This window comes from Nonomuraea sp. N2-4H, assembly GCF_045291505.1.
Lineage (GTDB): Bacteria > Actinomycetota > Actinomycetes > Streptosporangiales > Streptosporangiaceae > Nonomuraea > Nonomuraea fastidiosa.
Genome location: NZ_CP147987.1, coordinates 1,483,377 through 1,508,746 on the forward strand (window position 1 = coordinate 1,483,377; position 25,370 = coordinate 1,508,746).

At 71.5% G+C, this 25,370-nt stretch carries 22 protein-coding genes; 12 read left to right on the plus strand and 10 right to left on the minus strand.

Annotation, left to right across the window (positions count from 1 at the left end; translation table 11 throughout):
* Positions 1-44: 44 nt before the first annotated feature.
* Positions 45-242, plus strand: a complete 198-nt coding sequence (locus tag WBK31_RS06750; protein WP_378784275.1) for a hypothetical protein — start codon at positions 45-47, stop codon at positions 240-242.
* On the opposite strand, the gene WBK31_RS06755 is transcribed toward WBK31_RS06750, so the two are convergent.
* Entirely contained in the window at positions 239-1,207 is a 969-nt protein-coding gene (locus WBK31_RS06755; RefSeq protein ID WP_364066544.1) for an aldo/keto reductase, read from the minus strand. The genes WBK31_RS06750 and WBK31_RS06755 overlap by 4 nt on opposite strands.
* 174 nt (positions 1,208-1,381) lie before the next feature.
* A complete protein-coding gene (locus WBK31_RS06760) occupies positions 1,382-2,419 on the minus strand; it encodes a zinc-dependent alcohol dehydrogenase family protein (protein WP_378784272.1) in 1,038 nt (345 codons plus the stop codon).
* A gap of 113 nt (positions 2,420-2,532) precedes the next feature.
* On the opposite strand from WBK31_RS06760, the gene WBK31_RS06765 reads away from it, so the two are divergent.
* Positions 2,533-3,930, plus strand: coding sequence for a glutamate--cysteine ligase (locus WBK31_RS06765; protein ID WP_378784270.1), 1,398 nt, complete (start codon positions 2,533-2,535; stop codon positions 3,928-3,930).
* Between the two features lie 177 nt (positions 3,931-4,107).
* The gene (locus WBK31_RS06770; RefSeq protein WP_378784269.1) at positions 4,108-5,022 is read left to right on the plus strand and encodes a hypothetical protein; all 915 of its coding nucleotides are present in this window, start codon (positions 4,108-4,110) and stop codon (positions 5,020-5,022) included.
* Between the two features lie 7 nt (positions 5,023-5,029).
* On the opposite strand, the gene WBK31_RS06775 is transcribed toward WBK31_RS06770, so the two are convergent.
* Positions 5,030-5,782, minus strand: a complete 753-nt coding sequence (locus WBK31_RS06775; protein ID WP_406674490.1) for a PaaX family transcriptional regulator C-terminal domain-containing protein — start codon at positions 5,780-5,782, stop codon at positions 5,030-5,032.
* A gap of 31 nt (positions 5,783-5,813) precedes the next feature.
* Here WBK31_RS06775 and WBK31_RS06780 point away from each other — a divergent pair, with 31 nt between their 5' ends.
* Positions 5,814-7,472, plus strand: a complete 1,659-nt coding sequence (locus WBK31_RS06780) for an acyl-CoA dehydrogenase family protein (protein ID WP_406674491.1) — start codon at positions 5,814-5,816, stop codon at positions 7,470-7,472.
* Here WBK31_RS06780 and WBK31_RS06785 read toward each other — a convergent pair.
* Positions 7,449-8,339 (minus strand): hypothetical protein, encoded by an 891-nt coding sequence (locus WBK31_RS06785; protein WP_378784265.1) that lies wholly within the window; start codon positions 8,337-8,339, stop codon positions 7,449-7,451. The genes WBK31_RS06780 and WBK31_RS06785 overlap by 24 nt on opposite strands.
* A 240-nt stretch (positions 8,340-8,579) precedes the next feature.
* Between WBK31_RS06785 and WBK31_RS06790 the strand changes: the two genes are divergently transcribed.
* The gene (locus WBK31_RS06790) at positions 8,580-9,326 is read left to right on the plus strand and encodes a crotonase/enoyl-CoA hydratase family protein (RefSeq protein ID WP_378784264.1); all 747 of its coding nucleotides are present in this window, start codon (positions 8,580-8,582) and stop codon (positions 9,324-9,326) included.
* 53 nt (positions 9,327-9,379) lie between these two features.
* Complete coding sequence (gene ligD, locus WBK31_RS06795) at positions 9,380-10,573, plus strand: non-homologous end-joining DNA ligase (RefSeq protein WP_364066520.1); 1,194 nt, start codon at positions 9,380-9,382, stop codon at positions 10,571-10,573.
* Between the two features lie 130 nt (positions 10,574-10,703).
* Here ligD and WBK31_RS06800 read toward each other — a convergent pair whose 3' ends face one another.
* On the minus strand, positions 10,704-12,122 hold the full coding sequence (locus tag WBK31_RS06800) for an FAD-dependent oxidoreductase (protein WP_364066517.1): 1,419 nt from the start codon (positions 12,120-12,122) through the stop codon (positions 10,704-10,706).
* Positions 12,123-12,194: 72 nt separating this feature from the next.
* Entirely contained in the window at positions 12,195-13,088 is an 894-nt protein-coding gene (locus WBK31_RS06805) for an NAD(P)H-binding protein (RefSeq protein WP_364066514.1), read from the minus strand.
* Positions 13,089-13,170: 82 nt separating this feature from the next.
* On the opposite strand from WBK31_RS06805, the gene WBK31_RS06810 reads away from it, so the two are divergent.
* The gene (locus WBK31_RS06810) at positions 13,171-14,928 is read left to right on the plus strand and encodes a thiamine pyrophosphate-dependent enzyme (RefSeq protein ID WP_378784260.1); all 1,758 of its coding nucleotides are present in this window, start codon (positions 13,171-13,173) and stop codon (positions 14,926-14,928) included.
* A 7-nt stretch (positions 14,929-14,935) separates the two neighbouring features.
* Here WBK31_RS06810 and WBK31_RS06815 read toward each other — a convergent pair whose 3' ends face one another.
* Complete coding sequence (locus tag WBK31_RS06815; protein ID WP_378784258.1) at positions 14,936-15,682, minus strand: IclR family transcriptional regulator; 747 nt, start codon at positions 15,680-15,682, stop codon at positions 14,936-14,938.
* Between the two features lie 80 nt (positions 15,683-15,762).
* Here WBK31_RS06815 and pobA point away from each other — a divergent pair, with 80 nt between their 5' ends.
* Both pobA and WBK31_RS06825 read left to right on the plus strand, forming a co-directional pair.
* Entirely contained in the window at positions 15,763-16,923 is a 1,161-nt protein-coding gene (gene pobA / locus WBK31_RS06820) for a 4-hydroxybenzoate 3-monooxygenase (RefSeq protein WP_406674492.1), read from the plus strand.
* Positions 16,924-17,222: 299 nt separating this feature from the next.
* On the plus strand, positions 17,223-17,534 hold the full coding sequence (locus tag WBK31_RS06825) for a DUF6401 family natural product biosynthesis protein (protein WP_364066503.1): 312 nt from the start codon (positions 17,223-17,225) through the stop codon (positions 17,532-17,534).
* Between the two features lie 157 nt (positions 17,535-17,691).
* Here the strand turns inward: WBK31_RS06825 and WBK31_RS06830 are convergent, their stop codons facing one another.
* Both WBK31_RS06830 and WBK31_RS06835 read right to left on the minus strand, forming a co-directional pair.
* Positions 17,692-18,486, minus strand: a complete 795-nt coding sequence (locus tag WBK31_RS06830; protein WP_378784256.1) for a mechanosensitive ion channel family protein — start codon at positions 18,484-18,486, stop codon at positions 17,692-17,694.
* Between the two features lie 1,179 nt (positions 18,487-19,665).
* Positions 19,666-20,430, minus strand: coding sequence for an HpcH/HpaI aldolase family protein (locus WBK31_RS06835; RefSeq protein ID WP_406674493.1), 765 nt, complete (start codon positions 20,428-20,430; stop codon positions 19,666-19,668).
* 263 nt (positions 20,431-20,693) lie between these two features.
* On the opposite strand from WBK31_RS06835, the gene WBK31_RS06840 reads away from it, so the two are divergent.
* The 3 genes from WBK31_RS06840 to WBK31_RS06850 all read left to right on the plus strand — a co-directional run bounded on the left by WBK31_RS06840 (position 20,694) and on the right by WBK31_RS06850 (position 24,077).
* On the plus strand, positions 20,694-21,872 hold the full coding sequence (locus WBK31_RS06840; RefSeq protein ID WP_378784253.1) for a four-carbon acid sugar kinase family protein: 1,179 nt from the start codon (positions 20,694-20,696) through the stop codon (positions 21,870-21,872).
* Positions 21,869-22,867 carry a 4-hydroxythreonine-4-phosphate dehydrogenase PdxA gene (pdxA, locus tag WBK31_RS06845; RefSeq protein WP_364066494.1) on the plus strand — a complete coding sequence of 333 codons (999 nt, stop codon included), beginning with the start codon at positions 21,869-21,871 and terminating at the stop codon, positions 22,865-22,867. The genes WBK31_RS06840 and pdxA overlap by 4 nt, the downstream gene beginning before the upstream one ends.
* A gap of 406 nt (positions 22,868-23,273) precedes the next feature.
* Positions 23,274-24,077, plus strand: coding sequence for a DeoR/GlpR family DNA-binding transcription regulator (locus tag WBK31_RS06850; RefSeq protein WP_378784251.1), 804 nt, complete (start codon positions 23,274-23,276; stop codon positions 24,075-24,077).
* Here the strand turns inward: WBK31_RS06850 and WBK31_RS06855 are convergent.
* Complete coding sequence (locus tag WBK31_RS06855) at positions 24,074-24,820, minus strand: alpha/beta fold hydrolase (protein WP_364066490.1); 747 nt, start codon at positions 24,818-24,820, stop codon at positions 24,074-24,076. The genes WBK31_RS06850 and WBK31_RS06855 overlap by 4 nt on opposite strands.
* Positions 24,821-25,370: the final 550 nt, after the last annotated feature.

Consider the following 25,370-nt stretch of genomic DNA (forward strand, 5'->3'; position numbering starts at 1 on the left):
GCGCTGGTACACCGGCCGGCGGGCCACCCAGTGGAAAGGCTGAGATGACCACCGCCCCGCGGGCGGACGTGACGCCCATGCTCGACGTGCGCGACGAGGCGCTCGCCGCGTCCGGCCCGCCGGACCGCCGTGACCAGCTCACCACCCGATCCCTGCCGCGCTCCGCCGAGCCGCGGTCACGCGTGTACGAGCTGGTCCGGCAGGCCAAGGCCGGCCACCGCCCTGAAGGCGACGCCTCCTAGAGCCGCACCTCGCGCGGCCGGTACGCCTCCTCCAGGAACCGCACCTCGTCGTCCGTCAGCGTCACCGACACGGCGGCGAGCGCGTCGTCCACGTGACCCTCCTTCGTGGCCCCCACGATGGGCGCGGTGATCTCGGGACGGCGCAGCACCCACGCCAGCGCGAGCTGCGCGGCGGGCACACCCCGGTCGGCCGCGAGCTGCGCGACCCGGTCGAGGATCAGCTTGTCGTTCTCGGGGTCGTACAGGTACGCGATGCGCTGGTCGGATCCGGCCCGCGCGGTCGAGGCGGACGAACCGGCCCTGGCCAGTACGCCGCGCGCCAGCGGGCTCCATGGGATCACGCCCACGCCCTGGTCGGCGCAGAGCGGCAGCATCTCCCGCTCCTCCTCGCGGTAGAGGAGGTTGTAGTGGTTCTGCATCGAGACGAACTTCGTCCAGCCGTTCACCTCGGCCACGTGCTGGGCCTTGGCGAACTGCCAGGCGTACATGCTGGAAGCGCCGATGTAGCGGGCCTTACCGGCCCTGACCACGTCGTTCAGCGCCTCCATCGTCTCCTCGATCGGCGTCTCGTCGTCCCAGCGGTGGATCTGGTACAGGTCCACGTAGTCGGTGCCGAGGCGGCGCAGCGAGGCGTCGATGCTGTCGAGGATGTGCTTGCGTGACAAGCCGCGGTCGTTGGGGCCGTCGCCCATCGGCAAGCACACCTTGGTCGCCAGCACGTAGTCCTCCCGCCTGGGGAAGATCGCGCGCAGCGCCTTGCCGGTCACGACCTCGCTCTCGCCGGTGCTGTAGACATCGGCGGTGTCGAAGAACGTGACGCCTCCGTCCGCGGCCCTGCGGATGAGCGGCTCGGCCTGGTCGTACGGCAACGACCACTCCAGCTTGGCGGGGTCGCCGTAGCTCATCATGCCGAGGCACACCCGGGAGACCTTCAGACCCGTATTACCAAGACGCACATAATCCATGAACCTCACCCTACGTCCCGGCCTCCCGCTCATCCGGTGAGGGGTGTACGGCCGATCACGAGGGCCGGCGAGCGGGGCGCCCGGCCGGTCGGGCGCCCCGGGCGGGAGGTCCGGCGAGATGGCCGGGCGGGGGTCCCGAGGTCCGGGCGGATGGTCAGGGTGCGGAGCGGATGGTCAGGGTGCGGAGCGAGGGGTGATCATGGTGACGCCCGGCACCGAGCCCATCGACGCCAGCGCCTTGCCCGCGTCGGCGAGCCCGATCGTGCGGGTGACGAGCTGGTCGGGGTGCAGGATCCCGGCCCTGATCATCTCCAGCATCGGCGGGTACGCGTGCGCCGCCATGCCATGGCTGCCGAGCAGCCGCAGCTCGTGGCCGATCACGCGGGCCATCGGCACCGGCGTCGGCCCGCCTGGCAGCAGGCCGACCTGGACGTGGCGGCCCCTGCGGCGCAGGCTCTCGACGGAGGCCGCGCACGTCTGCGGGCTGCCCAGCGCGTCGAGCGAGACGTGCGCACCGCCTCTGGTCAGCTCCCTGACCTGGGCGGCCGCGTCGCCGGCCGAGCCGTTGACGAAGTGGGTGGCGCCGGCCAGCTCGGCCAGGTGCAGCGCGTCGGTGCTGATGTCGACCGCGACGACCCTGGCCCCGGCCGCCGTGGCGATCATGATGGCCGACAGGCCGACGCCGCCGCAGCCGTGCACGGCCACCCACTCGCCCGGACGCACCTCGCCGACCTGGACCACGGCGCGGAACGCGGTGGCGAACCTGCAGCCGAGCCCGGCCGCCGTGGCGAAGGCCATGTCCTCGGGAACGGCGATGAGGTTGACGTCGGCGTGGTCGATGGCGACGTACTCGGCGAACGAGCCCCAGTGCGTGAAGCCGGGCTGGGTCTGCCGCTCGCAGACCTGCTGATCGCCGGTAGCGCAGGAGGGGCAGGAGCCGCAGGCGCAGATGAACGGCACCGTGACCCGCGCCCCCGGCCGCCAGCCCCGTACGTCGGAGCCGACCGCCTCGACCACGCCCGCCAGCTCGTGGCCCGGCACGTGAGGCAGGACCTTGATGTCGGGGTCGTGCCCCTGCCAGCCGTGCCAGTCGGACCGGCACAACCCCGTCGCCTCGACTCTGATCACCGCGCCGTGCGGGGCGGGGGAAGGGTCGGGCAGCTCACGAACGTCGAGCTCACCACCGAAGATGTCAAAGGCAACCGCGCGCATCCCCCGAGCTTAGAGCGCGTCGCCGCAGGTCGCGCAATACCCCGGGAGCGGCATGTGACCTGAACCTCCGCCGGAACACGTGTTAACGACCAACTCTTGGACAGAAGAGGGTGATGGGTAAGGATCTCGAAAAGGAGCGATTCACCGAGGCGGAGTTCGCCCGCTTCGGCGAGCGCATCCAGCAGCAGCTCTCGGTCTTGCGCGAGCTGCTCACCACCCCCGGCTTCGGCGAGGGTCCCGTGACGATCGGGGCCGAGCTGGAGCTGTTCCTCATCGACGACGAAGGCATGCCGCTGCAGCGCAACGACCAGGTGCGCGACGCCCTGGGCGACCCCCGCGTGGTGCTCGAGCTGGGCCGCTACAACATAGAGGTCAACCTCACCCCCATCCCGCTGGCGGGGCGGCCGTTCGAGACCTTGGGCGCGGAGGTCCAGGAGGCCATCACCAAGATCGACGGCGCGGTGGCGGGCGGCGGCGCGCTGCCCATCGGCATCCTGCCGACGCTCGACGCCGGGCACTTCACGCTGGGCGCGATGAGCGACCAGAACCGCTACCGCGCCATGAGCAGGGGCCTGCGGCGGCTGCGGCTCGAACCGTTCCTGGTGAAGATCGGCAACCTGGAGCTCTCCGTCGAGGACGTGATCCTGGAGAGCGCCAACACCTCCTGGCAGGTGCACATCCGCACCCCGCCGGAGAGCTTCGCCCGGCTGTTCAACGCCGCGCAGCTCGCGATCGGCCCGGTGCTGGCCGCGTGCGGCAACTCGCCGTTCTTCCTGGGGCGCGAGCTGTGGGAGGAGACGCGGATCGCGCTCATGGAGGAGGCGGCCGACGACCGCGACGTGCAGCGGCCGGAGCGCAGGGACGGGCGGGTGACGTTCGGCTCCGACTGGGTGCGCGAGGGCGCGCACGAGCTGTTCGAGCGGTACGTACGGGACTACGACCCCATCGTGCCCGACATCACCGAGGGCGCGCCGGAGCACGAGGTGCCGGAGCTGCGGCTGCACCAGGGCACGATCTGGCAGTGGAACCGCCCCGTCTACGACCCCGCGGACGGCGGTCACCTGCGGATCGAGCTGCGCGCCCTGCCCGCGGGGCCGTCCTGCGCGGACATGGCCGCCAACACGGCGTTCCTGCTGGGGCTGACGCTGTCGCAGGCCGAGCGGGACCTGACCGGCTACCGCTTCGCGCAGGCGTACCAGAACTTCTACCGCGCGGCCATGGACGGCCTCGACGCCAAGCTGTCGTGGCCCGGCAGGGACGGCGAGTACGAGGCCGCCGAGCTGGTGCTCTCGCTGCTGCCCGAGGCGCGGGACGGCCTGCTCAAGGCCGGGGTGACGGCGTCGGACGCGGACCGGGCGCTGGACGTCGTCGCGCAGCGGACCAGGCTGCGGCGCACCGGTTCTGTGTGGCAGCGCGAGGCGCTGGCGCGTTTCGGCGGCGACCGGGGGCGCATGGTGCGGCGTTACCGTGAACTCGCGCTTTCCGGGCTGCCCGTGCATTTGTGGAAGTAAGTGCAAACCATATTTCTCGCCCGTCCGTCAAACTGGTCAAGAGACGGAAAAGGTGAGGACAATATGGCGGCATCGGGGATGGTATCCACCGATACAGCACGTTTTGCGCTGAATCGGGCGACGGGCGATCTGGCGGAGGGAGCGGACAAACTCGCTGGCGAAATCGGCAGCACCGCCGTGGAGGCGGTGCTCGCCAACGCCAACAGGAGAGGCACGAACAAGGGCGCGGCCGCCGCGATGGGATCGATGAATCCCCGGCCGCCGATCTGGTACGCCTTCGACAACGGCGACCAGAACACCCCCGACTGGTACCCCCAGGGCCTGACCGGCAGCGACGACTCCGGCGGCATCGGCGTCCCGGCGTTCATGATCAGCTGGTATTTCAAGCCGACGGCGGGCGAGCGCGGCATCAGGGTCTCGTTCTTCAGCCCCCAGACGCTGAAATACCAGCACGCGCTGCTGGTGCTGGCCAAGCCCGACGGGTCGTACGGGCCGATCAACATCCACGCCGGCGGCATCGCCTGCCACGGCGACCTGCTCTACGTCGCCGACACCGTGCGCGGCCTGCGCGTCTTCGACCTCCGCCACATCCTCGACCTGCGCACCGCGCAGAAGGACCTCGGCGACCCCGACAGGATCGGCCGGCACGGCGGCAAGCTGCACGCCTTCGGCTACCGCTACATCGTCCCCCAGACCGACTTCTGGCGGGTCACCCAGGCCGGGCCACGCTTTTCGTACGTCGCCATCGACCGCAGCGGCGACACGCCCAGGCTCATCACCGGCGAGTACCGCGAGGGCGACGGTAACGGGTGGGTGGCGCGCTGGCCGCTCGACATGGAGGGCGGGGCGCCCGAGGACGCCTACATCACGGGGCAGGAGAAGATCCAGGGCGCGGTGTCGTACGACGGCAAGTGGTACCTCAGCCAGGCCGTCAACGCCACCACCAACGGCAGGCTCCGGGTCTTCGACGGCGACACACTGACCACCCGGCCGTTCCCCATCGGCCCCGAGGACCTGACCGTGCAGGACGGCAGGCTGTGGAGCGTCACCGAGTTCCGCAACAAGCGCACGATCTTCGCCGTGCCGCTGTGACCGTTACCTAGCTGCGCAGGTGCTCCTGCAGCACCTCCCGGTAGCGGCGGTCGAAGTCGTCGTAGCGTTCCCGCAGCCGGGCCCCGGGCCAGCCGTCCGGCAGCAGCTCACCGGGCAGCAGCGGGTCGGCGAGCAGGTGGCGCAGCACCGCGGCCGAGACGAGGAAGCCCTCGGCCAGCCCGCCCGTCTCGCGCGCCCCGCCGAGACCGGTCTCCAGCACCCGGTCCAGCGCGCGTTCGAGCCGCACCGCCTCCGCCGCCCAGCCGTCCAGGTCCCACAGCAGGGGAGTGGGATCGTCGTGCGGGCGGCCGTCGATGAGCGTGCACTGCGCGGTGACGATCTCCGGCCAGACCCGCACCAGGTTCGCCGGGCGCATCCAGGTGCCCTCGCGCAGCTCCGCCAGGCGCAGCGCGGTCATGGTGTGCCGGAACGCGGCCCGGTCCGCGGGCGCGCGCCGCTCGGCGGTCACCACGACCACCTCCCACGTGCCGTCCCACGGCTTGACATGGGGGGCGCGGCTCTCATCCTGCCTGGCCTGGCGCTCGACCAGGCGCTGCGACAGCGCGTACATGCCGCCTGACTGCACCAGGTCGCCCGCCGCGACCATGCGCGACAGCGCCACTCGCACCGTGCCCTCGGCGATGCCGAACAGCGCCCCGATGCGCACCAGGTCCCGGGCGGGCAGGCGGGGCGGGTGGCTGCCCAGCAGCGCGCTCAGCACCGCCGATCGGGCGCTCAGCGTTCGATTACGCTCTTCCATCGCGTGTCGAGTATATGTAACATCCGCGAATATGAGCCGGTATCTCGTCGAGCCGTACGACCACAGCGACCGCTACGCCACCGAGCGCTACCAGGGCGCGCAGGGCCGCAACTGGTGGCGCTGCGACCCCACGCTCCGCCTGCTCATGCGCCGCCTGCTCGGCGACGGCTACGCCTGGGCCGAGCCGCACCTCGACCGGCTCGGCGAGCTGATGGGCGGCCTCATCGCGCGCTGCGCCGAGGAGACCGACCGCAACCCGCCGCGGCTGGAGAAGTACGACAAGTGGGGCAGGGACGTCAGCGAGGTCGTCACGCCGCCGTCCTTCCACGCCGCCCGCGACGCGCTCATGGCCGACAACTTCACCTCGCCCGCCTTCGCCGAACAGGCCCGTGCGAACGGGGCCGACCCGGCCGCGCTGGCCGCCGCCTGGACGTACCTGCTCGACCAGGCCGACATCGGCATGGGCTGCGCGCTCGGCACCGGCGGCGACATGGTGGTCTCGCTCGCCGAGAAGCACGCGCCCCCGGACGTACGCGACCGGGTCAGGGAGATCTTCGCCAACGGCTACTACTCCGGCGAGGCCGCCCAGATGTTCACCGAGCGGACCGGCGGCTCCGACCTCGCCGCGCTGGAGACCACCGCCACGCCCGCCGGCGACGCGTGGCTGCTGGACGGCCTCAAGTGGTTCGCCTCCAACGCGGGCGGCTCGGCCTTCGTCGTGCTCGCCCGGCTGCCCGAGGGGGCGGTCGCGCCGTTCCTGGTGCTGTGGGAGCGGCGGGACGGCAGCCGCAACGGCGTACGCATCCGGCGGCTCAAGGACAAGCTCGGCACCAGATCGGTGGCGTCCGCCGAGGTCGAGCTCACCGGCGCCGAGGCCTTCCTGCTCGCCGACCCCGCGGGCGGCGGCTCCGGGCTCGGCACCATGATGAAGCTCACCAACACCTCGCGGCTCGGCGTCGCCATGATGGGCGTCGGCGTGGCCAGGCGCGCGCTCGTCGAGTCGGTCTGCTACGCCTCCGCCCGCGAGGCGTTCGGCAGGCCCCTCATCGAGCAGCCGCTGATGCGCCGCAAGCTCAGCGAGTTGATCGTCGAGGTCGAGGCCGCGCAGGCCATGGTCTTCGACGGGCACGTGGGGCCCCGGCTGCGGCTCGCGCCCGCCCTCATCAAGCTGCGCGCCTCCCGCCTCGGCGTCACCGCCGCCAGTGACGCGATCGAGGTGCACGGCGGCAACGGCTACATCGAACAGTGGCCCGTCGCCAGGCTCCTGCGCGACGCCCAGGTCAACCCCATCTGGGAGGGCGGCGACAACATCCTCTGCCTCGACGTACGGCGCGCCATGGAGAAGGAGCAGGCCCACCTGCCCTTCCTCGCCCACCTGCGCACGCTCGCCACCTCAGACCTCGTCCAGGCGCGTGTGGAGGACCTCGCCAAGGCCATCGAGGTCTGGTCGGGGCTCGACCGCGCCACCGCCGAGGCCCGCCTCTACCCGCTGGCGCAGTTCATGGCCGACGTGTACGCCGCCGCGCTGCTGGAGAACCAGGCGACGTGGGGCATCGACGACGACCGCAAGGCCCTCGTCGCCCGCCTCTACGCCGAAACCCACCTCACCGACCCCGGCCCACTCCGCGGCCTCGACCGCCCCGCCACCGACCCCTTCGACACCCTCCTAGCAGGCTCGGTCACCCTCTGAGCCCGCCGTCTCGCCGTCTTCGCCGAACAGCGCTTCGACGGTGGGGGTGGTGTAGGAACGGTTCAGCCAGGCTTCGAGCTGGGCCAGGTCCGTGCAGGAGGAGATGCGGGCGCGGACGTCGTCTGTGACTTCCAGCCCTCGGAAGGCCAGAGTGGTCAGAATGCCCTTCGCCAGGCCCTCGGCCTTCCCTTCGGCCTTCCCCTCGGCCTTGCCCTCCGCTTTTCCGCGTCCGAAGTGCTCTTTCGCGAAGGGGCTGTAGACCGGCCAATAAGTGGATGACATGAGAATCTCCTCCATGAGTTGCCGAGTCTCAGGCGCGGACATGTTGTAGGCGTACTCATAGTACTTCGGCCTGTCCTCGTCTTTGCTGTCGCGGATGGCTGCGGTGAATGTCTCCACGACCTTGCGGTTTCGGCCGTGCATCATGACAGACAGGGCCGCGAGTTCGAGGTGCTCAGCTGCCAGTTTTGGGTCGATTATGGGCGGTATGTCGTCAGGTCCGAGAACCTGGGCCTGCAGACGATAGCCGGTGAGGCCGGATTCGATAGGAGTAGCGTAATATGCCGCATCTTTCCGATTCGGGCAGATGACGAGGACCGTGACGTCGCATCGCTGCATGAGCCACAGCGCGGCGGCGTAGCGGGCCAGCTGCCTGGGCTCTTTAGAGCGATCGAATTGGGCCTCCACGATGACGGCGTGAAAGGCGTGTTCGGGCCCGCCCATGATGAGCACCAGATCGGCCGTTATGTCCTCAGAGCGACGAGTGCTGAAGGATGGATTCTCTACGCGGACGAGTGGAGTCTCCGGCAAGCGCACGCCCTTGAGGTTGCTCAGCAACTCCACTGCCAGGGACGGCCGTTCGGTCATCAATTTGACGAGAGCGTCATGGTTCGCTGACGGCATGGCGCACATCATTGCACCAAGGAACGGCAAAGTGATGGCCTTTCGCGTTATCTCGCAGGCTCTTTCTTCTAAACCAAACGGAAGTCTGGAGGCTATTTACGGCTTTCGGCTGAAAAATCGCTTCGAAGTGGGCGCTGGGCGGGAGAGGGGTGAGGGCGTACGCTCGGCACGTTCTCCGAGGCACGTATCCCCGAGGAGGGTCACATGACCGTACGCGTGGAGCGCCAGGGGCCGGTGACCACCGTGGTGATCAGCAGGCCGGAGGCGCGCAACGCCGTCGATCGCAAGACCGCCGACGCGCTGGCCGACGCGTTCCGCGAGTTCGAGGCCAGTGACGCCAGCGTGGCGGTGCTGTGGGGCGAGGGCGGCACGTTCTGCGCGGGAGCCGACCTCAAGGCGCTCGACAACCGCGTCGCCGAGCAGGGCGACGGGCCGATGGGGCCGACCAGGATGCGGCTCGGCAAGCCGGTCATCGCGGCCGTCGCCGGGCACGCCGTCGCGGGCGGGCTGGAGCTCGCGCTCTGGTGCGACCTGCGGGTCGCCGAGGAGGACGCGGTGTTCGGGGTGTTCTGCCGCCGGTGGGGCGTGCCGCTCATCGACGGCGGCACCGTACGGCTGCCGCGGCTCATCGGCACCTCGAGAGCCATGGACATGATCCTCACCGGACGGCCGGTCGGCGGGCGGGAGGCGTACGAGATCGGGCTGGCGAACCGGCTCGTCCCCACCGGCACCGCGCGGCGCCACGCCGAGGAGCTGGCCGCGGAGATCGCCCGGTTCCCGCAGGCGTGCCTGCGCGGCGACCGGATGTCGGTGCTGGAGCAGGAGGGGCTGACGGAGGAGGAGGCGATGCGGAACGAGCTGCGCCACGGCCTGATGTCGCTGCCGGACGCCTCCGAAGGCGCGGCCCGCTTCGCGGCGGGCGCCGGCCGCCACGGCGCCTTCCCCGCTTAGGAGCCCGTGTCGCCTTCCCGGGGGTTGTCGGTGGGCGCGCGTATGGTGACCGTATGCCTGACATCGAGGTCGCCGGGCGTGCGGTCCGCATCACCAACCCCGACAAGGTGGTCTTTCCGCGGACCGGGCACACCAAGCTCGACCTGGTCCGCTACTACCAGGCGGTGGGCGAGGCGGCGCTGCGGGGCGTCCACGGGCGGCCGATGGTGCTCAAGCGCTTCGTGCACGGCATCGAGCAGGAGGCGTTCTTCCAGAAGCGGGCCCCGGCCAAGCGGCCCGACTGGATCGAGGTGGCGGAGCTGAAGTACCGCTCGGGGCTGAGCGCCGAGGAGGTGGTCTGCACCGACCTCGCGCAGCTCCTGTGGGTGGTCAACCTGGGCTGCGTCGATCTCAACCCCCATCCCGTACGCTCCGACGACCTGTCCAGGCCCGACGAGCTGCGCATCGACCTCGACCCCGTGCCGGGCGTCGCGTGGGCCGACGTGCTGGCCACGGCGCAGGTGGCGCGGGAGGTGCTGGCCGACCACGGGCTGGTGGCCTGGCCCAAGACGTCGGGTTCGCGAGGCTTCCACGTGTACGCCCGCATCGAGCGGCGGTGGCCGTTCTCGCAGGTGCGCAAGGCGGCCGAGACGGTGGCCCGCGAGGTGGAGCGGCGCGCGCCCGGCCTGGCGACCAGCCGGTGGTGGAAGGAGGAGCGCCACGGGGTGTTCGTCGACTTCAACCAGAACGCCTACGACCGCACGGTGGCCTCCGCCTACTCGGTGCGGGCGGTCGAGGACGCCCGGGTCTCCACGCCGCTGACGTGGGACGAGGTGCCGGGCTGCCGTCCTGAGGCGTACACGATCGACACCGTGCCGGCGCGGCTGGCCGAGCGCGGCGACCCCTGGGAGGACATGGACCTTCACCCCGGCTCACTCGACGGCCTGCTCGCGCTGGCCGAGGAGCTGGGCCCGCCGCCCAAGCCGCCCAAGGGCACCGGGCGCAGGCGGCAGACCAAGCCGCTGATCGAGATCGCCAGGGCCGAGCACAAGGACGAGGCGATGGCCGGGTTCGAACGGTGGAAGGCCCGCCATCCGAAGGCCGCGGCCCACCTGGAGCCCGCCGATGTGCTGGTGGACGGCATGCGGGGGCGCAGCAGCGTCTGGTACCGCATCCGGGTCAACCTGCAGCACGTGCCCGAAGGCGAGCGGCCCCCGCAGGAGCCGCTCGAGGTCGACTACGACCCCTGGCGCGGCGCCTCGGACTGACCGGAGCGGGTCCGGAGGCCGGCAAGCCGGCCTCCGGTCGGCCTGCGGGTGTCTGCGGCTTCGGAGGCTTCCAGGCCAGGCGGACCGGCGGCCTCCGGCCGACCGGCGGACCCGGGTCGTGCCCGCGCGTTCAGCGGCCGGCGATGAAGTTCGCCAGGTGGGCGTAGGGCGAGGTCCGGGTGCCGCGCTCGTTCTCGTGCCGGTCGGCGGCCCGGAACAGCGCGTAGATGAGCTGCACGCCGATCCAGCGCAGCGGCTCGGGCTCCCACTGCCGCACCTGGCGGCCCACCCACGGCAGCCGCGTCAGCGGCGTGTCGCGGCGCAGCACCAGGTCGCGCAGGGTACGCCCGGCCAGGTTGGTGGTGGTGACGCCGCTGCCGACGTAGCCGCCGGCCCAGCCGAGCCCGCTGGCGTGGTCGAGGTGCACGGTCGAGCACCAGTCGCGGGGCACGCCGAGCACTCCGCACCAGGCGTGCGCCACCGGCACGTCCACGGCGGCGGGGAAGAGCTTGACCAGCATCCGCCACAGCAGCGCGACGGTCTGCGATTGGGTGACGCCGCGCCGGTCGGTACGCGAGCCGAACCGGTACGGCACGCCCCGCCCGCCGATCGCGATCCGGTCGTCGGCGGTGCGCTGGGCGTAGACGTAGGCGTGGGCCTCGTCCTCCAGCAGTTCGCTGCCCTGCCAGCCGATGTGCTTCCACACGTCGGGCGGCAGCGGATCGGTGACGATCATCGAGCTGTTCATCGGCAGCCACTGGCGGTGCTGGCCGTGGAGGCTGGCGGTGAAGCCCTCGGTGGCGCGGATGACGTACTCGGCGGTGACGTCGCCCCGGGTGGTGAGCGCGGTCGCCTTGCCGCCGCCGTTCCTGGGGCGGATCTCGGTGACGGTGGTGTCCTCGTAGATGTCCACGCCGAGCCCGGCCACGACGGCGGCGAGCCCGACGGCGAGCTTGGCGGGCTGGATGCGGGCGCAGTGCGGCGAGTACGCGGCCTCGATCGCCCCCGCCACCTGGACGCGCTCGCGCTGCTCGGCACGTTCCATGATGCGCATGTCGGCCTCGCCGTAGCCCCAGCGGCGCAGGTCGGCGACCTCGGCGCGCAGCCGCCGCCGCTGCGCCGGGTTGGTGGCGACGTGGATCAGCCCGCCCTTGTGCACGTCGGCGTCGATGCCTTCGGCGCGGGTGACGTCGATGACCTCGTCCACGGAGGCGAACATGGCCCGCTGCAGATCGATCATGGCCTGCTTGCCGCGCGCCTTGGCGTGGCGCTTGCGGGAGCCGGCGAACTCGGCCGACAGCCATCCGCCGTTGCGCCCGGATGCGCCGAACCCGGCGAACTCCTTCTCCAGGATCGCGATGCGCAGGCCGGGGTCGGCCTTCTTGAGGTAGTACGCGGTCCACAGGCCGGTGTAGCCGCCGCCGACGATGGCGACGTCGTAGTCACGGGGGCCGGGCAGCGCGGGCCGCCGTGCGGGCAGGCCGATCTGCCGGTACCAGAAGGAGACGCCGCCGTTGGCGAAGTCTCTGGTCAGCGGGATGCCTCTCATCACCGGACACATTGTCCAGTACCACTCGCCAGACCAACAAGTCGGCGAAGTGTAATGAAACAGGACAAACCACTAGCTGCGTGTCTGACGCTCGTAACCCTCGTCGCCCCCGTAAACGCGCAGGTCGGGGTCATGCTCAGGCTGGTTCGCCGGGCTCGTGGGCGAGGCGGTGTGCTCGGTGGCGAAGTCGTCGGACAGCATCGGTTCGGGCGGGAGCAGGTAGTCGCGCCAGCCGATCTCGCCCTTGGGCTCGGCATCCGTGAGCAGCGCGCCTGCTCGCTGGGCGGCGTACAGACGGCCCGGATACCGTACGGGAACGCACGGCCGGCGCAGTCCCGAGGACCGCAGCCACACCGTGACCAGCTCCTCGGTGTCGATCACCTGCGGCCCGCCGAACTCGATCTCCCGCTCGGCCGGCGAGGCGCTGAGCAGTGCGGCGGCCCGCGTGGCGACCTCGCCGGTGTGCACCGGCTGCCAGGGCAGCGAGCGGTCCACGGGCAGCACCGGCAGCGACGACAGGTCGCTCAGCCTGCGGTGCAGCCACTGGTGGAACGGGGTCGTGCGGAGGATCGTCCAGCCCAGGCCGCTCTCCATGACCAGCCGCTCGGCCTCCAGCTTGTGCCGGAGGTGCCCGTACGCGGCCTTGTCGGCGCCGACCATCGAGGTGAACAGCACGTGCGGCACCCCCGCCGCGCGCGCCAGGATCAGCAGCGCCCTGGTGCCGGGCACGTCCACCGCGCCGCGCCCCTTGCGGCCGCTGGTGGCGAGGTGGGCGATCGCGTCCACCCCCTCGACGGCCTCCTCGACCCCGTTGCCGGAGATCAGATCGCCCCAGATCCACTCGACGCTGCCGCGATCCTCCCGCTTGGCCCGGCTCAGCGCGCGCACCTCGTGCCCCGCCTTGAGCAGGGCGGGTACCAGCGCCCCGCCGAGTGTGCCGGTGGCTCCCGTGACCAGTATGCGCATGACGGCCCCCTACCCGCCCACATGGAGAAATGTCCGTAGATCAGTGCGTATGTCGTCCTCCGGGCGGGGTAGGGCGCGTCCCATGGCTCGTATCGCATCGGAATCGCTGGTCGAACGCCTCGCCGCATGGGGAGTCGACACCGTCTTCGGGCTTCCGGGTGACGGCATCAACGGCGTCATGGAGGCCCTGCGCCGCCACCGTGACCGGATCCGTTTCGTCCTCGTCCACCACGAGGAGGCCGCCGCCTTCATGGCCACCGGCTACGCCAAGGCCACCGGCCGCATCGGCGTCTGCCTGGCCACCTCGGGCCCCGGCGCCATCCACCTGCTCAACGGCCTGTACGACGCCAAGCTCGACCACCACCCCGTGCTGGCCATCACCGGCATGCAGGAGACCTCCGTGCTCGGCACCGGCTACCAGCAGGAGGTCCACCTGGACAAGCTGTTCGCCGACGTGGCCGAGTACAACATGATGATCACCAACCCGGTGCAGCTCCCGTCGCTGGTCGACCTCGCCGTCAGGACCGCCTACGCGCGGCGCGGCGTCGCCCACCTGGCGCTGCCCAACGACATCCAGGTGGCGGAGGAGGGCTGGGACCCGTACCGGAACGTCGCACCCGCCCGCGCACCCGAGACCGCGCCCGTCTACCTCCAGCCGTCCGGCCTGCCCAGGAAAGAGGACCTGGAGTGGGCGGCCGAGGTGCTCAACCGGGCGGAACGCCCCGCCATGCTGGTCGGGCAGGGCGCGCTGCACGCCCGCCAGGAGGTGCTGGAGGTGGCCGAGGCGCTGGGCGCGCCGATCGTCAAGACGCTGCCCGGCAAGGCGGTCGTGCCGGACGACTCGCCGTACACGACGGGCGGGCTCGGACTGCTCGGCACCCGGCCGAGCGAGGAGCTGATGGACGACGCCGACGTGCTGTTCATGGTCGGCACGAACTTCCCGTACTCGAAGTTCCTGCCCGAGACGCGCGACGCCCGGGTGGTGCAGTTCGAGGCCGACCCGACCAGGGCGGGCGCGCGCATCGCGACCGACGTGCCGGTCGTGTGCGACGCCAAGGAGGGGCTGCGGGCGCTGCTGCCGCTGCTGGCCCGCAAGGACCGCGGCCACCTGGCGAAGTACCAGAAGATGATGGCGAAGTGGCGCGCCGACATGGAGGCGCTGGAGAACCCCGACCGCGAGCCCATCGCCCCGCAGTACGTCATGTCCATCCTGGACCAGCTGGCCACCGACGACGCGATCCTGACCTGCGACAGCGGCACCGTCGCCACCTGGGCGGCGCGCCACTGGACGATCCGCGGCGAGCGCGAGTTCTACCTGTCGGGCACGCTCGCCTCGATGGCGAACGGCCTGCCGTACGCCATCGCCATGCAGCACGCCTTCCCCGGCCGGCAGGTCATCGCCTACGTCGGCGACGGCGGCTTCTCCATGCTGATGGCCGAGTTCCTCACCGCCGTGCAGCAGCGGCTGCCGGTCAAGGTGATCATCAACAACAACAACGCGCTCGGCCAGATCCTGTGGGAGCAGATGGTGCTCGGCTTCCCCGAGCACGGCGTGCGCTACGCCGAGCCCGAGGCGGACTTCTCGGCCTGGGCCAGGTCGTGCGGCGGGTTCGGCGCGAAGGTGTCCAAATCGGAGGACGTCGCCCACGCCGTCGGCCAGGCGCTCGCGCACGACGGCCCGGCCCTGGTGGACGTGGACGTCAACCCGAACGAGCCGCCCATGCCCGGCAAGGTCTCCTACGACCAGGCCAAGAGCTTCGCGCAGGCGTTCCTCAAGGGGCAGCCGCACCGGTCGGCCATCGCGACCACCCTGTTCAGGGACCGCATCCAGAAGCTCTGAACCCGTCTCATGACAGCGCACGGGCGATCCCGGCGGCGGCGGCCCGCAGCGGCTCCACCAACCGGGGCAGCTCGCGGGCCCGCCGCGAGGACAGCACGATGCCGAGCGCCGCCACCGCGCGCCCGTCCACCAGCACCGGGGTCGCCGCCGAGCAGGAGCCGAGCGTCATCTCCTCGTACGTCAGCGCGTACCCCTGGGCCCGCACCGCCGTCAGCTCCCTGGCCAGCCGGCCGGGCTCGATGATCGTGTGCGGGGTGGGGCGTTCGAGCTTGCGCGCCAGGTAGGACTTGACGAACCAGTCGGGTTCGTACGCCAGCAGCGCCTTGCCCACGCCCGTCGGGTGCATCGGCAGCCGGCCGCCGATCCGCGACACGATGGGCACCGCCCGCCTGCCGTACACCTTGTCCACGTACAGGACCTCGAGGCCGTCCCTGACTGCGAGGTGCACGTTCTCGCCCGTCGAGGCGAACAGCTCCTGCAGCCACGGATGCGCCAGCTCCTGCAGCCGGTTCGGCGCGAGCTGGCCCAGCTCCCACAGCCGCGGCCCCACCCGCAGCCGGCCGTCCGGCCCGCGCCCCAGCGCCCGCCACGCCTCCAGCTCGCCGACCAGCCGGTGCGCGGTGCTCAGCGGCAGCCCGCTGCGCCGGGCCAGCTCGGTCAGCGTGAGCTGGGGATGCGCCGCGTCGAACGCGCCGAGTATGGCCAGGACCTTGGACGTCACCGAGCGCCCAGCCTCGCGGGAACCGCCTGACATGTTCACGATCCTGCACCGCGTTTCCGCTCAGTGGAAGGGGCCTCTCGGATAGATCACCTCGAACCACCATGCTTTCCCTCATGCGAACTCAGGTCGGGATCATCGGTGCAGGTCCTGCTGGACTGCTGCTGTCTCATCTGCTTCACCTGCGCGGCATCTCCTCCGTGGTGCTGGAGAAGCGCAGCCGCGAGTACGTCGAGCGCCGGGTGCGGGCCGGCGTGCTCGAACAGGGCACGGTGGACACGCTGGTCGAGGCCGGCGTCGGCGAGCGGATGCTGCGCGAGGGCCTGCCGCACCACGGCATCGAGCTGAGGTACGGCGGCGCGGGCCACCGCATCGCCTTCGAGAAGCTGGTGCCCGGCAGGTCCATCACCGTCTACGGGCAGCAGGAGGTCGTCAAGGACCTCATCGCCGCCCGCCTCGCCGCCGGCGGTGACCTGCGCTTCGAGGTCGAGGACGTCGCGGTGCACGACGTGGATTCGGAGCGGCCGTACCTGACCTTCGGGGGCGAGCGGCTCGACTGCGACATCATCGCCGGCTGTGACGGCTTCCACGGCGTGTCCAGGCCGTCCATCCCCGAAGGCGTGCTGACGATCTACGAGCGTAACTACCCCTTCGCCTGGCTCGGCATCCTCGCCCGCGTCGCGCCCTCCTCCGAGGAGCTCATCTACGCCAGGAACGAGCGCGGCTTCGCCCTGCACAGCATGCGTACGCCCGCCATCAGCCGCTTCTACCTCCAGGTGCCGCCGGACGCGCGGCTCGACGACTGGCCGGACGAGCGCATCTGGGGCGAGCTGAAGGCCCGCCTGGAGACCGTGCCCGGCTTCGAGCTGGCCACCGGCGAGATCCTGGAACGCGGCATCACGCCCATGCGCTCCTTCGTGGCCGAGCCCATGCAGTACGGCCGCCTCTACCTGGCCGGCGACGCCGCCCACATCGTCCCGCCCACCGGCGCCAAGGGGCTCAACCTGGCCGTGGCCGACGTGCGGGTGCTCACCGAGGCGCTCACCGCGTACTTCAAGGACGGCACGACCGAGCTGCTCGACGCGTACTCGCAGACCTGCCTCAAGCGGGTGTGGCGGGCGCAGCACTTCTCGTACTGGATGACGACGCTGCTGCACACCTTCGACGAGGACGACGCGTACGCACGGCGGCTGCAGCTGTCGTACCTGGACTACGTCACCTCGTCGGAGGCCGCCGCGACGACGCTCGCCGAGAACTACGTCGGGCTGCCGTTCTAGGAGGCGGTCACCTCGGGCGGGCTGACCGCTTCGTCCTATCCCCGAAGACCCCCGTCACGACGCCTCCGGAGAGCGACCCGCACAGCGTCGCGCCGGCCCTTCAGGGGGCTGACCTCCTTCCGTCCCACTCTTGGAGGCCGCCACTGTGACGCTCGCCGACGGCGGCGACCAGCTGGCCCTTCAGGGGGCTGACCTCCTTCCGTCCCTCCCTTGGAGGCCGCCACTGTGACGCTCGCCGGCAGCGGCGACCAGCTGGCCCTTCAGGGGGCTGACCTTGAACAATGCTTTAAAGTGTGCGGGTGGTCTTCGAGGATGGATGGGCGGTTTCGCCCCTGCGCTGGCTGATGGACACCCTGGGCGAAGCCCAGCTCGCCCGCATGGGCAGTGACCCCGGACTGGTCGCCGCGATCGACCAGCACGCCGCGGCACTGCGCGACGCCATCCCGCTCGACCGGGAGACGCTGGGCGACTACCTGCTCGGCTTCCTCGACGAGCTTCGCCACCGCGGCTGGACCTACACCGGCGAGCCCGACGCGGCGTCCCTGCGGCTGACCGCGGTGTGCTGGCTGACCCGCGAGCTGGGCCTCCTGGAGGACGGCCACCCGGCCTGATCCCCGGCGCGGCACGTGCCCCAAGCGGATCGCCCGGGGCTCGTGCCGGTGGCGCCGCCGGCGAGGCTGCGCGAAGACGCCCTGAGGCGCCGGAAGCGCCGGAGACGCCGAGGGCACCGGAGACGCCGAGGGCGCTGGAGCGCCTGCGTGCGCCGGGTCAGCCGGGCGGCATGTCCGAGCGGGTGGCGCCGCCGCCGCGCGGCGTGGTGCGCATCGGCTCGGTCTCCTCGCCGCTCATCGCGCGAGCGTCCTCCCGCCCGCGCTGGTACGCCTCCGCGTGCGCCCTGGCCTGCGGAGCCTCCGCCTCGATGCGGCCCAGCCAGCGCTCCCAGCGCTGCTGCATCGGCCGGACGAGCCCACCACCGACGCCGATGGCCGCGATCGCGCCGATGGTGGCCAGCACGGTGATCAGCACCGGCGTGGTGACGGCCGTGGCGACGCCGATCTGGTTGAGCGCCGCGATGATGCCGAGCGCCCAGATGAACACCGCCGCCGCGGTCGCAATCCACCGTCCGTACGACAGGCCGCCGAGCGCGCCGGACAGGATGTCCCTGACGGCCTTGGCGATGGCGCCCGTCACCACGATGATCACGATGGCCACGATGGCGAGAGGCAGCCAGCTCACCACTGCCGCCAGCAACGACGAGACCGGGTTGGGCCCGAAGACGTTGAAGCCTATCTGCAGGGTGATCAGCAGGATCGCGTAGAAGACGATCCTTGCGATCAGGCTGCTCGGGTCGTACTTGCTGCGCTCAAACCAGCGCCGCATCCCGCCGCGCTCGACCACCCGGTCGAAACCGACCCGATCGAGTACCTTGTCGACGACCTTCTCCAGAGCCTTGGCCACGATCCACCCGATGATGAGAATCACCAGGAACGCGACCAGCTTGGGAACGAACGTCGCTATTGACCGCCAGGCGTCCGATATGCCTTGGCCGAGGTTGATGTCCACGGTTTCCTCCTCCGAGGAGCCAATGCCTCGGCGCTACCCGGACAGAAACCGCCTATACACGGAGCGCCGCCATTTAGTTCGCTTTATGGTCAAAACTTCCCATATGGCACGAGTGCTGCGGGTGCGGTGGTCGTGGGAAGGCGCGGGACGCGTGAGACGGTGGGAGACCCGTGAGACGATGCGGGACGCGTGAGACGGACCGGGGGATGAGACGGTTCGGAACGTGCGAGAAAGGGCGGCGCGCTTCGGGCCGATGACAGGCCGGCTTCGGTCCCCGCACCCGAAACCACGGCCCCCGGCAGGCTATCGGTCTCGGCCCTCGGCTGGCCGCTGGTCTCGGCCCCCGGCAGGCTATCGGTCTCGGCCCTCGGCTGGCCGCTGGTCTCGGCCCCCGGCAGGCTATCGGTCTCGGCCCTCGGCAGGCCGCTGATCTCGGCCTCGGCTGGCTGCTGGTCTCGGTCCCCGGCTGGGCGCTGGTTTCGGCCTTGGTCCGCCACCGCCCCTGGTCGGCCCACCGGCTCTCCCGGGCCACAAGCCTTGCTGGGTTACCGGCCGTGCTGGGCTGCTGGCCGTGCTGGGTTACCGGCCGTGCTGGGCTGCTGGCCGTGCTGGGTTACCGGCCTTGCCGGGCTACCGGCCGCCGGGCTGCCGGCCCTGCCGAGTTACCGCCCTGCCGGGCCACCGGTCTACCTGCCGCCCAGCTTCCGAGTATCCACGCCGAGCGCCGTCCATCACCTTCCTCGCACAGCACAGGAGCGAGTTCTCCACTGCGTGGCACAGCCTCCGCCTGACGCGAATCCGCGCGTTCACGTCAAGGGCCGTCACTGCACCTCCTCCTTCCACAGGCAGGGGAGGTGCAGTGGCTCGCCTCCGGATGGCGCGAGCCGTGCACGGCGCGTTTCAGGTGCGCGGCGGCGGACCGCTCCTGGCGGCGGAGGGTGTGCGACGGTGGACCGCTCCTGGTGGCGGAGGGTGTGCGGGCGGTGGATCACCTCCCGTCGGCGGAGGGGGCGCGGTGGCAGGCCGCTCCTGGCGGCGGAGGGCGCGACGGCTGAGGGGCGCCGCGACTCGGAGCGCGGAATGGCGGAGGCGCGGCGGTTCTCGGTACGGCCGGGTTCTGGTGCGAAAAGGGCGCTAGAGGGGAAAGGGCGCTGGCGCGGAAAGGAGGGGAGGGGCAGGTCAGCCGGAGGTGGCGGTCTTCAGGTGGGCGGCGGCGGCCTGTTCCAGGTGGAGGAGGTCGGAGGCGACGGTGGCGAAGGTGAAGCCCTCCGCCAGCCGCCGTGCCGCCTGCTCGCCGCTCGGGTTGTGGATGCCGGCCGCGATGCCGGCGTTGGCCGCCGCCGTACGGATGCGTTCGAGCGCCGCCTCGAAGACATCGGCGACCTCGGGGTCGTTCGGGAACCGGCCGCCCACGGCGAGGCACAGGTCGGACGGGCCGACGTACACGCCGTCCAGGCCCGGCGTGGCGCAGATCCGCTCGATGTTCGCCAGCCCGTCCGGCGTCTCGATCATGGCGAGGACCAGCACGCTCTCGTCCGCCTCCGCAGGCGTCGGCCCGATGCGCAGCATCGAGCGCATAGGCCCGTACGAGCGGCGTCCCGCGGCCGGGTAACGCGCGGCGGAGACCGCCCGGGCGGCGTCGTCGGCGGTGTCCACCAGCGGCACGATCACACCGGCCGCCCCGAAGTCCAGCGCTCTGCCGATCATCGCGGGGTCGCCGGACTCCACGCGTACGAGCCCGGCGGACCGGCCGCCCGCGTCGATCGCCATGAGGTTGGCGAGCAGGCCATCGGTGCCGATGAAGCCGTGCTGGCCGTCGAGTGCCACGTAGTCGTAGCCGAGGCGGGCCAGCCGCTCGGTGGCGACGGGCGCGTCCAGGACCACCCAGTAGCCGACGCATCGTTCCCGGTTGCGGATCTTCCTGGCGAACTCGGCTGCGGTCACGGCATCTCCTGACTCGTCGCGTGCGGGCCACGTACGGGCGGCTTCAGGCTGCTCGCCGCCACCGTGCCAGGATCCCGCCGTCCGGAGCCCGCGCGAAGGACGCCCCGGACGCCGGAACCCGCATGCGTGGCAGGCCGGACATCGGTCCCGGCAGCGGATGACCCACGTGCACGGCGAGCCCGATCGGCGTCCAACCGGCTTCCGAGCACGCCGCCCTTCCGCCACTGTGGCATGATTTGCGCGTTTCGTGCAATGCTGGTTGCGTGATTCGCGCACAAGCGGATGCGGTGCTGGTGCTGGCCGACGATCTGACCGGGGCGGCGGAGACGGCCGCTGTGCTCATGCCCGCCGCCGGCGCCGCGCTGATCGCGCTGTCCGGGCCGCCGTTCACGTCCGCGCCGCCGGTGCTGGTCGGCGACCTCGGCACCCGCTATCACCCCGACGCGAAAGCCCTGGTACGGGCGGCACTCGCGGACGCGGACGGCCGTACCGTCCTCATCAAGATCGACTCGCTGCTGCGCGGGAACGTCGCCGCCACCGTCGCCGCCGCCTCCCTCGACGCGCCCGTGGTCATGGCCCCCGCACTGCCGTCAGCCGGCCGCACGGTCGTGGACGGAGTGCCGTACGTCCAAGGCGTCCCGCTGCGCGAAACGCGCACATGGCACATCGAGCCCAGGCCCGCACCCAGGACGGTCGCCGAAGCGCTCGACGGCCACCCCTTCACGCACATACCCCTCGCCACCGTCCGCGCCGGTCACCCCACCCTGACGGAGGCGCTCGCGCGGGCGTTCGGCGCGGCGGGCCGGGTGGCGATCTGCGACGCGGAGACGGACGCCGACCTCGACGCGGTGGTGGCCGCCGCGTTCGCCGCCGACCCGCGTACCCGCCTGGTGGGAGCCGGCGGCCTCGCCACCGCCCTGGCCCGCGCCCGCGACGGGGGATCGGACGGCGAGGGCCACCCGCCGCCGCCCGAGGGGCCGCCTCCCGGCGCGCCCCTGCTGGTCATCGTCGGGACCGCACACCCCGGCGTGTCCGACCAGGTCGAGCTGTTGATCCGGTACGGCGTTCAGCAGGTCGCCCTGGACCCGGCCGAGCCACCGGACATCACAGCGCCACGCTTACGCCGAGCCCTGGACACGGGGCCCACGGTGCTCACCACCTCGGGCCCCCTGCCCGACGCCTTGGAGGAGATCGTTCAGGACGCCCTCGGCGACCGGCCCGCGAACCTCGTCATGACCGGCGGCGGGACGGCCAGAAGAGTCCTCGACGCGCTCGGCGTCCGCGAGCTGACCCCGGTCGGACAGGTGCACCACGGCGCCGTCCACTGCCACACGCCCCAGGGCCACGCGGTCATCACCAGGCCGGGCGGCTTCGGCGGCCGCGACAGCCTGCTGCGCATGACCGCCCACCTCGCGCCACACCACTTCGAAAGGCACACATGAGCACACCTCTGATCGCCCTCACCATGGGGGACGGCTCCGGCGTCGGTCCCGAAGTCATCGTCGGCGCGCTGAACGCCCCCGAACCGGCCGCGTTCTGCCGCCCGCTCGTCATCGGCGACGCCGGACGCCTGCGCCAGGCCGCCGGCATCCTCGGCGTGACCGCCAGGGTGGAGACGGTGGACGGGGTGGCGGACGCGGTGTTCGAGCCTGGCCGCATCAACGTCATCGACCCCGGCCTGCTCCCGGCCGACCTGCCGTGGGGCGAGGTGTCGGCGGTCGCGGGCAACGCGGCCTACGAGTACGTACGGCTGGCCGCGGAGCTGGCGATGTCCGGCCAGGTGCAGGCGATCTGCACGGCCCCGCTCAACAAGGAGGCCCTGCACGCCGCCGGACACATCTACCCCGGCCACACCGAGCTGCTCGCCCACCTGACCGGCACAGAAGAGGTGTCGATGATGCTCTCGACCGCCAAGGTCAAGGTCATCCACGTCACCACCCACATCGGCCTCATCGACGCGGTCGCGCGCATCGAGCCCGGCCTGGTCGAACGGACGATCCGGCGCGGCGAGGCGGCCATGCGCGGCACCGGCCTGGAGCGTCCCAAGATCGGCGTGTGCGGCATCAACCCGCACGCGGGCGAGAACGGCCTGTTCGGGTACGGCGAGGAGGAGGAGAAGATCGTGCCCGCCGTCGAACGTCTGCGGGCCGAGGGCATGGACGTGCACGGGCCGCTCCCCGCCGACACCGCCTTCTTCCTGGCCGGACGCGGCGACTACGACCTCATCGTGGCCATGTACCACGACCAGGGACACGGCCCCGTCAAGATTCTCGGCCTGGAGGCGGGCGTCAACATCACCGTCGGCCTGCCCGTGATCAGGACCTCCGTGGACCATGGGACCGCGTTCGACATCGCGGGCAAGGGCCTCGCGGACCCCGGCAGCATGATCGAAGCCCTCCGCCAGGCCGCCGAACTCTCCCAGGCGCAGACGTCATGACGGCCCCATCACCACACCCCCGCCCGACGCTGGTCGGGGACGCCGCCGGGGGAGCGCAGAAGGGGCTGAACGGGCGGACCACGGGGGATCGAGCCGCCGGGGAGCAACCTGCGAAGGATCGTGCTGAGAGGACGCGGACCGCGACGGGCCAGAGCGCGGGGAGCAGCCTGCAAGGGCGCAAACGCCCATGGCGCGAAAACCTAAGACGCAGGGGGTCACGGCGCAGGGGCTCAGTGTGCAGGGGCCCAAGGATCAAGAGCCCAAGGGACAGGGGCCCAAGGATCAGGAGCCTCAAACACAGGGGGCCGAGATGCAGGGGCTCACAGCGCAAGGGCCCAAGGGGCGAGGGCCAGCGGCGCCGGAGCCCAAGGGGCAGAAGCCGGGAAGGCAGGTAGCGAAGGGGCCGGTGGCGAAGAGGCAGGAGGTGAAGGGACGAGGGCCGAAAGGACGGGGAGCGGACGCGCGGCGAGACGAGATCGTACGCCTGGCCACCGAAACCGGCCTGGCCAGCGTCGAGGAGCTGGCGGCCCGGCTGGGCGTCACGCAGTCCACCATCCGCCGCGACCTGGCCCACCTCAAGGCGGCCGGGCTCCTGGCCCGCACGTACGGCGGCGCGATGGCGGTGGTGACCCACCCGGAGGCGTCGCTGCGGCAGCGCATCGGGGAGGCGTTCGAGGCCAAGCGGGCCATCGCGAGCTGGGCGGCGGCGCAGGTCCGCCCGGGCGAGACGATCCTGCTCGACTCGGGCTCGACCACCGGGGCCCTGGCCCACGAGCTGCGCAACGCCGCCGACCTGACGGTGGCGACCACGGGCCTGACCGCACTGCAGGAGCTGGTGGGCGCGACCGGCGTGCACGTCGAATGCCTCGGCGGTACATTGCGGCACGTCAGCCAGGGCTTCGTGGGCCCGCTCGCGGAGGCGGCGCTGAGCCGGATGACGTTCGACCGGGCGTTCCTGGGCGCGGACGGGGTGACGGCCGAGGACGGCATCTGCGAGGCGAGCCTCCAGCAGACCCGGCTCAAGGAGCTGATGATGGCCCGCTCCCAGCACGTCTACGTCCTGGTCCACGCCGCGAAGCTGGGCCGCCGCCCGTTCCACGCCTGGGCCCGCATGCCGGACCGCTGGACGCTTGTCACGGACGCATCCGCCACGGACGACCTCCTGGAGCCGTTCGCGGCGCGAGGCGTGGAGACGGTGATCGCCATCTAGGTCGCTGGGCCTCCCAGGTGCCGGGCGAAGAAGCGGATCGAGCTGTCGATCTCGAACGGCGGGACGCGGAAGTGGCCGCCGGGGTTGGCGTGCAGGGTCTTCTCGGCGGAGCCGAGCGCGTCGTACAGGCGCATCACCGCGTCCCGCGGATTGCTCTCGTCGTCCCACTGCAGCAGGAACTCCACCGGAACCGTGATCTTCGCCGCGGTGCCGATGAGCCATTCGCTGCCGACGAGGCCGAGCACGGCCGCCGTGATCCGGGGCTCGGCCGCGACGAGGCGGATGCCCATCTCGCCGCCCTGTGAAAGCCCGTAGTAGCCGATGGGCCGGTCGTCGCCGACGGAGCCGAGCTGCTGGAGTGCGTCCAGGGTGGTCTGCCAGTCGGGGATCAGCTCGGCCGCCACGACCTCGTTGAGCTCGGGCCAGGCCGGGCCGAAGGGCTCGCCTGCGGCCTCGCGTTCCTGGATCTCCGCGACGAGCCGCCGGATCTCCGGGTGCTCGGGCCTGTCCCCGGTGCCGGGAGCGTCGATGGCGGCGACCGCGAAGCCGCAGGCGGTGACGTACGGGAAGGCCCGGGAGACGACCTCCCAGCCCTTTTTGTGCGAACCGCCGCCGTGCCCGATGAGGACCAGCGGCCGAGGACCGGATCCCTCGGCGGGCGTCCAGAGCACCCCGGGGACGTCTCCGATGGTGAAAAGCTGCTCGCGGATGCCGTCGGTGACGGTCTCCGAGGTGATCTGCATGAGGTGGATTACAGCGGAATGTCCGCCGGTAAGGCGAGCGATTTCGCTGCGCGGCCAGGTGGCCGGTGCGTGGTGTCCGCCGTAGACCGCCGCCGGGTGGCCGATTCCTCGTCGTACGTCCGGGCGGCCGGACGGCGGCACGCCGCAGACCGATCGCCCGCTGCTCGAGCGCCTGCACAGGACTGCCGGAGGAGACGGCCCAGAAGGCAGGCGGGCAAGTGCGGGCGGCCCAGAAGGCAAGCGGGCAAGTGCGGGCGGCCCAGAAGGCAAGCGGGCAAGTGCGGGCGGCCCAGAAGGCAAGCGGGCAAGTGCGGGCGGCCCAGAAAGCAGGCGGGGCAAGTGCGGGCGGCCCGGAAAGCAGGCAGGGCAGCGCGGGCGGCGCGCCGCGTCTGGACGGCAGGCATGGCCTTCGGCCGGTGCGGGTGAGAACGGCAGCGACTCGTGCGCGTCGTACGGTGGCATGGGCTCGGCGGCTCCACCCACCGGGCACCGCCCCTTACGACAGCGAAAAGCCCCAGGAACATCGCCTGGGGCCTCGGTGCGGGACGTG